5 protein-coding genes are annotated in these 8,708 nt (G+C 68.0%); 3 read left to right on the top strand and 2 right to left on the bottom strand.

What is annotated here, in order from left to right; genetic code table 11:
• The first annotated feature begins 551 nt into the window (after window positions 1-551).
• The 3 genes from ACWGO0_RS34640 (at window position 552) to ACWGO0_RS34630 (ending at window position 3,584) form a co-directional block, all read left to right on the top strand.
• The gene (locus ACWGO0_RS34640) at window positions 552-2,945 is read left to right on the top strand and encodes a Helicase associated domain protein (RefSeq protein ID WP_453543998.1); all 2,394 of its coding nucleotides are present in this window, start codon (window positions 552-554) and stop codon (window positions 2,943-2,945) included.
• Complete coding sequence (locus ACWGO0_RS34635) at window positions 2,942-3,310, top strand: hypothetical protein (protein ID WP_453543996.1); 369 nt, start codon at window positions 2,942-2,944, stop codon at window positions 3,308-3,310. The genes ACWGO0_RS34640 and ACWGO0_RS34635 overlap by 4 nt, the downstream gene beginning before the upstream one ends.
• A gap of 118 nt (window positions 3,311-3,428) precedes the next feature.
• Window positions 3,429-3,584, top strand: coding sequence for a hypothetical protein (locus tag ACWGO0_RS34630; RefSeq protein WP_453543994.1), 156 nt, complete (start codon window positions 3,429-3,431; stop codon window positions 3,582-3,584).
• Between the two features lie 280 nt (window positions 3,585-3,864).
• Here the strand turns inward: ACWGO0_RS34630 and ACWGO0_RS34625 are convergent, their stop codons facing one another.
• Window positions 3,865-5,142, bottom strand: a complete 1,278-nt coding sequence (locus ACWGO0_RS34625) for a hypothetical protein (protein WP_453543992.1) — start codon at window positions 5,140-5,142, stop codon at window positions 3,865-3,867.
• A gap of 15 nt (window positions 5,143-5,157) precedes the next feature.
• A complete protein-coding gene (locus ACWGO0_RS34620) occupies window positions 5,158-8,526 on the bottom strand; it encodes an outer membrane protein assembly factor BamB family protein (protein ID WP_453543990.1) in 3,369 nt (1,122 codons plus the stop codon).
• Window positions 8,527-8,708: the final 182 nt, after the last annotated feature.

The following is an 8,708-nucleotide window of genomic DNA, read 5'->3' as shown; positions in this document are numbered from 1 at the left end:
GGTGCAGCGGCAAGCCGCTGCACAGAGTACGAATTGCGCAAGCGCAATTCGAATTCCGGCGCAAGCGCCGGAATGGAATTCCGTAAACGGAATTCTGAAAGGACGTCAATTCGCGCAAGCGCGAATTGCGGGCACCCGCGCAAGCGCGGTCGCCTGGGCTCGCGGCAAGGGGGTGCATCGCTCTCTCGCCTGTGTAGGGTTTGGGAATCCCAGCTGCCAATCATGCACTAAGGTGACGGACCGTCGGCCTGACAGGGTGCCGGCTCCCCGCAGTGACGGCGGGCTCCGCTGCGCTCCACCCGAACCCCTCCCCAACTCCCGAAACTATCCCTGTCGAGTTCATGAATGCCTTGCCAGCGTACACTCGCAACTCGCCTCAAGGGTTAAGGTTCGATCGTGTGTCACCTGGGGTGAAAGTTGACTCAAGGGGATGCATCATGATGATGCACTGTGTAGAGTCTGGGATCAGACAGTACACCCCGAGTCACTCTCACCGCGCCGGGACTTCATTCTGGTTACGCGCCACATTTCGCGAAAAGGGGAACACGGGAATGGCCGTGAAACTGCGTGACCACCAGATCGAGGCCGTTGACGCCATCGTGCGCGGCTTCGATATCCCGCCGGGCGGTATTCCTTTCAATGGTCTGCGCGGGCAGGTACACGCCGCGTGTGGCACGGGGAAGACAATTATTGCTGCTGCGTCGGCAAAGCGGCTTATGCCGAAGGGTCGCATTCTCGTTTTGGTGCCGACGCTGGATCTTCTGGCGCAGACGGTGAAGGCGTGGCATGAGGCCGGGCACAAGGGGCCGGCGGTTGCCGTCTGCTCGCTCCAGGACGACCCGGAGCTGTGGAGCCTGAAGGTTCGCTCCACCACGAACCCTGTGCAGTTGGCGCTGTGGCACGGCGAAGGGCCGGTAACTATCTACGCCACGTACGCGTCCCTGGGCGTGCTCGCGGAGGCGTTCGAGGGCGTCTACGGCCAGCAGTTGGCCCCGGTGGACCTCGCGGTGGTCGATGAGGCGCACAGAACTTCCGGGTCGATGGGCAAGGCGTGGACGGACATCCACGACCAGAACGTCATCCCGGCGTACCGCAGGTTGTACCTGACGGCGACGCCTCGGATCTGGGAGGAGCGGCTCAGCCGGGAGGTTGCCGAGGGGGTGCGGGATCCGCTGCCGAGGGAGATGGCGGCGAGCATGGACGACGAGAAGGTCTTCGGTCCCGTCCTGTACAAGCTCAGCTTGGCGTCTGCCGTGTCGCGCGGGTTGCTTGCGCGGTACCAGATCATCGTGCTGGAGCTCCAGGACCCTGTTGTCACTCCGGACCGGCTGATGGGCGAGGACCGGCGCAGCGAGGAGGTGCGTGGTCAGCGGCTCGGGGCGCTCCAGGCCGCGCTCCTACACACCATGAGTCAGCATCAGCTCCAGACGTGCATCACCTTCCATCACCGGACGATAGAGGCGCAGGCGTACGCCGAGGGCCTGGAGCGTGTCGCGGCGAAGCTGCACGCAGACCAGCCCGAGAAGTACCCGGTGAAGATCTGGGCGGACTGGCTGTGCGGTGAGCACGTGCCGGAGCGTCGGCGGGAGGTCCTGGGCGAGTTCGGCTCCACCGCCCGGCGGGCGGTCCTCTCGAACTGCCGTGTCCTGGGTGAGGGCGTCGACATCCGCGCGGTGGACTCCGTGGCCCTGCTGGACCCCAAGGGCGCTCCGCACGACATCGTCCAGGCCATCGGCCGGGCGCTGCGTCAGAAGCCGGGAGAGGGGAAAGTTGCCTCTTTGATTGTGCCGGTATTTCTCCAGCCGGGAGAAAAGCCGGAGGATATGTTCACCTCCGGGTCGTATCGGCCTTTGGTTAAAGTTCTTGAAGGTCTGCGGGCTCACGACGAAGAAGCAATCGAATTGCTGGCCATTCCGCAGGAGCCGCAGAAGGGTGTGGCGCAGCCGTCCGAGTACATCGGTCCGCCGCCCGAGGAGGGCGAGGACGAATCCCGCCTGCTGCTCCGTTTTGCGGCTCCGCGTGACCCAGTGATGGTCGCGGACTGGGTGTCCTTCAACGTGATCGACACCGAACGGCAGGATTGGGCCCGCGGCTGGGCGGCACTCAAGAAGTTCACCGAGCGTGAGCATCATGCCCGAGTGCCTTATGGGCACAAAGAGGGTGCGAAACCGCTTGGACAATGGGTCGCCGAACAACGACGGGCGTACGGGGCCGGGCAGATGACTGGCCAGCGCGCGGCGCGGCTGGAGAAGCTGGGAATGGTTTGGTCGCTAGCGGATGAGCGGTTCCAGGAGAACCTGGAGGCGGCCCGCGCGTACTACGAGGAGCACTGGACGCTGTGCGCGGCCCGGACCGCGGTCATGCTGGACAAGCCGATCGGACAGTGGCTGTCCAACCTCCGCCGCGCGGGTGCGCTGGAGGGACACCCCGAGTGGGAGACGGCGCTGCGCGAAGTTGACGAGGACTGGAACCCGTCATGGCCACCGGAGTGGCAGCGGCACTACGCGGTGGTGCGCGAGATGCTCGCGGAGGAAAGCATCCTCGCGTACATCGAACCTGGGGTCACCGTCCACGGGATGCGCATCGGGAAGTGGCTGACCAAGCAACGGAAGCCGGAGGTCTGGGCGGCCCTGACCCACGGGCAGCGTGAGCGCCTGGAGGCTATCGGCGTTGTACCGATGGCGGCAGAACTGGAAACGCCGGCGAAGCCGTCCGCGACGCCCATGGGGGCCTTCGAGAAGGGAGTGGAGGCCCTGGCGCAGTACAAGGCCCGCACAGGCTCCGTGACCGTCCCACGAGGGCACACGGAGACGATCCTGGTCGACGGACAGGAACACCTCGTGAAACTCGGAGTATTCCTCTCCAACATCAAGACCCGCCGCGCCAAACTCACCGCCGACAAACTCGCCACGCTCGCCGGCCTCGGACTCAACTGGGCGGCATGAGCGCCGAGCAGCACGACGCGGACGCGTACGGCCAGGAGCTGGCCCGCATCGGCCAGCATCAGCACGAGGCTACGAACGCGCGGTTCGTGGGGCTCCAGGCCCTGGCTGCCATCGGAAGTCGGGACCGAGCAGGCGGGCAAGATCGTGTCGCAGCTGGAGGCCGGGGCAATCGCCTGAGTGCACACCTGGATCTCCCAGAGCGGCGCTTCGCGGACGGCTGGTTCGCGGGTGTCCGCGCGGTCGCCAGCAACCTGCTGCGTGTCGATGACACCACCACCGCTCAGCGCGGGCGTTCCGCTTCCGGCGCCCTGCTGCTCGCCCATCTCCATCAGCCAGCGCCGCCCTGCCCGAGGAGACTCGCGTGAGAGGCCGGTCCCGGCGCTGGACGCGAAGGGAGTCCTGGCGGCGGCGCAGCGGTGCACGTGGGCCTTGATCGACCCGGGCTGCTTCCTCATCCCTGACGCGTCGGAGGACATCCTGACCGTGGTTCTCAGTGCTGTACGCGAGGACGAGCGGGGCGGCTACATGCAGCGCCTGGAGGTGGTCGCCGAACAGCACCGCGAGCGTCTGGAGGAGTTGCTGCGTGCGCTGCGGGCTGGTCGGTTATGCCGTGGACGGACAGCAGGTGCGGGGCGATGAGGTGGCCGAGGTAGTTCTTTCCGGTGCGGCCGTCGGGTGCCCGCCAAAGTGCTGCCCACGCTTCCTGCGAGTCGGCGGCTGGCCAGGAGTGGTCGGGAGTTGGCAAGGACAGCGGCGGAGCGTTCTGCGTACCGCATCTGCTGCCGGTAGGTGGTGGTGTTCCCACCGAGGAAGAGGTGGCGGGCTGGTGAGCGCTGTCGGGGGCGGGGTGCCCCAGCGGAATTGGGAGCTCATGAGGGCGGCGGTCTGGTCGGGCTGGTTGCCGGTGGCGTACAGCTGATCACGGGCTCAGTAGTCGGCCTGCGGCGATCGCCGAGGCGACCGTCCCTCCAGTTACTACCGCCGAGGCCGCGAACAGTGGAACCCTGGGCGTCCATGTGCGCAGTGTGCGGGAGCGGGAGACGCGGTCCAGCAGTGCGTCCCGTCCGCGGAGCACGGTCAGGCCGACGCCAGCGAGTGTCAGGGCCATGCCGGATCCGAACGCGGCGACCATCGCGAGTGCGGTGCCGATGTTGCCGGTCAGTAGTCCGGTGAGTAGGACGAGGAAGGCCGACGGCGAGGGCAGGAGGCCGCCTGAGGCGCCGAGGAGCAGGAGTCCGCGCCAGGTGAGGAGGGATGGGGCGTCCGGGATGTGATGGCTGTGGCCATGGTCGTGCGCGTGCCCGTGCGCGTGGCTGTGGTCGTGCGCGTGCGTGTGGCTGTGGTGGTGGTTCCGGTGGTGTAGATGTTTCCGGAGCAGGCTGGCGCCCACCCCGGTCACCACGAGTGCTGCGAGCAGTTGGAGCCACCCTGTCAGTGCCGCGATGTCCGGTGTGCTGTTTGCCGCCAGCCACCAGCCGACCGCCAGCGTGGTGACCGAGAGCGTGTGCATCACGGCGACGATTGCGCCCAGCCACACGGCGTCGCGCGGCCTGCCTCTGGCGCCCACCAGGTACCCGGCGGCCAGCGACTTCCCGTGTCCTGGTGCGCAGGCGTGGAGTGCGCCCACAGTTGCGGCGATGAGCAGTGCCGGCCCAAGTGCCGTGCCGTGATCCAGGAGTGATGTCAGGTCGGTGTTCCAGGCTGCCCAGCCGGAAGCGGCAGGTCCGGCCGCCGGCCGCGAGGCTCCTGCGGCGGCCGGTGTCAGGGACAGTGTCCGCGTCGGCTCCTGTGCTGTGTGCAGCCCGCCTGATCCTGTGTCCGTCACCGACAGCGTCCGGTACGCGCGGTCGACGTCCGTCAGTGCCGTGACCGTCAGTTCGATGCGGTCCACCGGCCGGGGGCAGACGAAGTGGACCTTCGTGTCGTCGGCCCGGTCTGTGCGGCAGGGGCGGCTGTCCTGGTGTACGACGATGTGGGCGCGCAGATAGCCGGCTTCGTCGCCGTTGGACGCGTTCTTGAGGACGTCGGTGTCGTCTCGCTGCGCGGACCAGGTGGCGTCGATGGTGGTGCCAGTCGCCTGGATCTTCACGACGGGAGGGGTTCCGAAGGGGTGCGCCTGCGCCGTCCCCGCGCTGCCCAGGAGCAGTGCGGGGACGGCGGCGAGCAGGAGCAGCACCCGGGTGTGCAGTGATCGCACGGTGGTGCGTCCCTTCTACTTCCGGCGTGCGGTGAGCGCATGGACCGTGCCGTCGTCCGTGAGGACGAAGAGCCGGTCGCCGCTCACGGAGAGGGCTGAGGCCACTGCTGCGCCGAGGTTGTACGAGGTGACCTGTGTGCCGCTGGCCCGGTCGAGGACGAGCAGGCGGCCGTCCCACGTTCCGGCGTACACGTGGGACTTCGTTACGAGTGGGTGCATGGTCGGCGAGCCCGCACCGACTGAGCAGCCCATGGCGAGGCGCCATTTGTCGTCGAGGGGGCTCTCTCCCTGCAGGTAGCCGGATGCGGTCTCCCACAGCGGCTTCGAGGGATCGGATGCGGTCGTGTCGTACGCGCGTACGACACCGTCGCGGCCCGCGATGTAGGCGGTGTCGCCCCACACGGCCGGGCTGGTGAGCGGGGCGCGCCCCGGCTCGCAGGTGCTGGTGCCGCCGAGCTTGGATTCCCAGGTGACCGTGCCCGTCTTGGGGTCGTGGCCCCTGGCTCCGTACGCCGTGAATGTCACCAGTTTCGCCTGGCTGCCGTCGTTCGGGTCGGTCAGGACGGGTGAGGAGTGGCTGTCGATGTCTCCCGCGGTGTCTTTCACCCACAGTTGAGTGCAGGTCGCGAGGTCCATGGCGATGGCGGTGTTGCTCGACATGGAGTGCAGGTAGGCGGTGTTGGTACCCGGTTCGCGGATCACTGTGCTGTGGGCCTGGCCCCAGGAGAACGCGGCTCCGAAGCCGCCCGGCAGTATTGCGCCGGTCTTCGCGTTCCGGCAGCGGACGGTGGAGGCGTCCTGGTAGACGGCGACCGTGCGGTCGCCGTCGCCCGTCAGGGTGAAGACGCTGACGGGTCCGCCGGCTCGGCCGTAGCGGCGCACGGTGTTTCCGTGGGTCTCCTCGCGGTCGATCGACTGCCAGGAGATGTGTCCGTTCGCCGCGTCGAGCGCGTAGACCCGTCCGACACCGGTCGTCAGGTAGACCTTGTTGCCGTGGAGCGTCGGCGCGGACTCGGCGTCGCCGTCCAGGTAGGTGCGCCACAGCTCCTGCCCGGAGGCGAGGTCGTAGGCGAGCATCATGCTGTACGGCGAGTCGAAGGCGCGGGAGGAGACGATGAGTCTGCCGTCGGCGACGACGGAGCCGTTGAGGTTGAACTGTTCGCCGGTGTGGCGGGTCCACTTGAGGTCGAACTGCGCGCCCGGCTCGTCGCCGCTGGCGGACCGGCCGGCCTCGTCGCCGCCCTGCCGTAGCCAGTCCTGACCGGTCGTCGGCTTGGCGAGCTCGGAGTCCCGTACGACCTCGAAGGTGTTTCTGACGACGGGGAACCGCTTGCCCCGGGTGTCGTAGGCGATCGACTCAGCGGTGTACGTTCCGGGCCGCAGCCCGTTGAGGGCGCCGCTCGCGCGGGTCCAGGCGCCGCGCGCGTCGGGGCAGGGCTCGGGCGTGCCTGCGGGCGGGGTGTAGCAGTTCTGGATGCCGGGGCGGGAGGTGTCCTTGCCGAAGCGCACGTCCGTTCGTTTCACGAGGTGGCCGCGGCGGTCACGGACGGTGAGTACCGCCTTGGCCGGGGTTCGGCCGTCGTCTTCCGCGTACACCTCGACGGGGACTGCTGTGTTCGTGCCGTGCACACTGTCCTGTGCGGGGCTGACCAGCGCAGCGTCGTCGTCGATGTCGAACTGCCGGTGGGTGCCGGTCACATGGCCGGTGTCCTCGTTGCGGTGCGTGCGCGGATCGTCGGTGATGGTGCTGAAGTCGAGGACCTTGTAGTCGGGGCGGGCACCGTCGATGCCGTACGTGCCCTGGTTGTTGATCTCGACAGACCGTTTGAAGGCGCCGCGCCGGAACTCGGCCTGTTGGTTGTGGCCGGCGGCGACCATCCGCACGTCGTACTTGGCGAGTTCGTCGATCGTGGGCTGCATGCCGGCGCCGGGGCCCCACTGGGTGAACAGCGAGCGGTGCGCGAAGACGAATACCTGCTTGCCGACCGCGTGCCGGGCGAGGTCCTGGCGCAGCCAGTCCAGTTGCGGTTTCAGCCCGCTCGCGTCGTAGTTGTCCTCGAGGACGACGATGTGACGGCCGTTGCGGTCGAAGCTGTACCACTCGGGGGCGAGGTTGCGGCGGTAGTACTCCAGGCTGCCGGCGTAGCCCTGGGATGTCGCTGTGCCGCCGAAGTCGTGGTTGCCCATCACCGGGTAGAACGGGTGGCCGAGCCGGCCCTCCTCCAGGCCCTTGCTGAACAGGTCGTAACCGCCCTGGCGGCGCGGCTCGGCGGCGTAGTCGGTGACGGTGAGGTCGCCGGTCGCGATCTGCATCGTCGCGCCGTCGACCTCGCTCATCGCCTGGACCTGGCCTGTCCATTGGGGCAGGGCGCGCCGGGCCTCGTCGTCGGTGCGGTTGCCTACCTCAGTGTCCGAGTTCATCACCCACTTCTCGGTGGGGTTCGAGGCGTTGCGGTCGGGTACGAGCGCGAAGTCGATGTCCGTGCCGCCGGTCTCGGGGACCTTGTGGGAGAACTGCGGGATGTAGTCCTTGCGCAGGGCGGGTGTGTATCCGTCGGGTGAGACGATGCTGACGAGGTCGGTCTCGCGCCGCTTCGGGTCGACGGTCAGACTGTACGTACCGTCCGCTGCGGTCGTCGTCCATCCGGCCCCGTCGGTGACGTCGATGCCGGGCATGGGCTGCTCGCCCGTGTCCCGCTCGCCGTTGCCGTTGCGGTCCTTGAAGACGGTGCCTTCGACGGTGACCGTGGCGTCCGGCTGCGCAGTGTCGTCGGCGATGGCCGCCTGGGGTGCCAGGAACGACAGGGCGACGGCGCCGGCTGTCGCGAACTGCCAGCGCCGCAGGGAGCGGCGCAGTTGGTGAATGAGGGCGGACAGCCGTAGAGCGGCTAGCACCAGGACGATGCCGGCGATGGTGACTAGCGCGATGGCCGGCCAGGGGAACGCCGGGAGGGCATGAGCGCCTCGCACGTCGACGAGCGGGGAGGTGGCGGAGGCGTCGGCAGCGGTGCCGTCGAACTCGACGACGACCTGGGTCAGTTGGCCCTTGTCGATGAGCGGGCTCAGGTCGAGCGCGTCGATGTGGCAGCTCCAGGCCAGTTCGACGACAACGCCGCCGGGTACGCCGCCGTTGTCGCCCGGCACGCCAAAACCGGTGGCCGGGCATGGGGTTGAGAGCAGCGCGGATGCCCATGCACCGGCCTGTTCGGGAGCCACGACGGCGTGGTGCACGATGAGGCGGCCGCTGGTGACGTCGTTGCCTGGCGCGACAACGAGTTCCGCGTGTTCACGCGAGACGTGCGCGAACGCGGGCTGGGTACCGGTGCCCAGCATGAGGAAAAGCAGCACGAGGGCGAGCCCGGCTGCTCTGCGTATGTGGTCCATGAAAGCGGAGGCTATAGATCCGTTGACGGGATACTCATTGGTACTGATCGGCTTCACGGACCTGCCCGGAAGTGTTCAGCCTCCCGTTCACGACCGTTGGACCACTGCGCGCACCGATCGTCGCCCGCGCCATGCGAGCGGTTCCTCGGTGGGGGCGCCCCCACCCGTCGCGTCAGCAGGGG

The sequence above is a fragment of the Streptomyces sp. NPDC055749 genome (assembly GCF_053617235.1).
The sequence above is the reverse complement of the archived record's forward strand: the minus strand, read 5'-3'. Positions and strand labels throughout refer to the sequence as shown.

What these genes read in the sequence shown, in the direction of transcription:
- ACWGO0_RS34640 (WP_453543998.1), top strand. Translation starts at nt 552, where the DNA reads ATGGCCGTGAAACTGCGTGACCACCAGATCGAGGCCGTTGACGCCATC.
- ACWGO0_RS34635 (WP_453543996.1), top strand. Translation starts at nt 2,942, where the DNA reads ATGAGCGCCGAGCAGCACGACGCGGACGCGTACGGCCAGGAGCTGGCC.
- ACWGO0_RS34620 (WP_453543990.1), bottom strand. Translation starts at nt 8,526, where the DNA reads ATGGACCACATACGCAGAGCAGCCGGGCTCGCCCTCGTGCTGCTTTTC.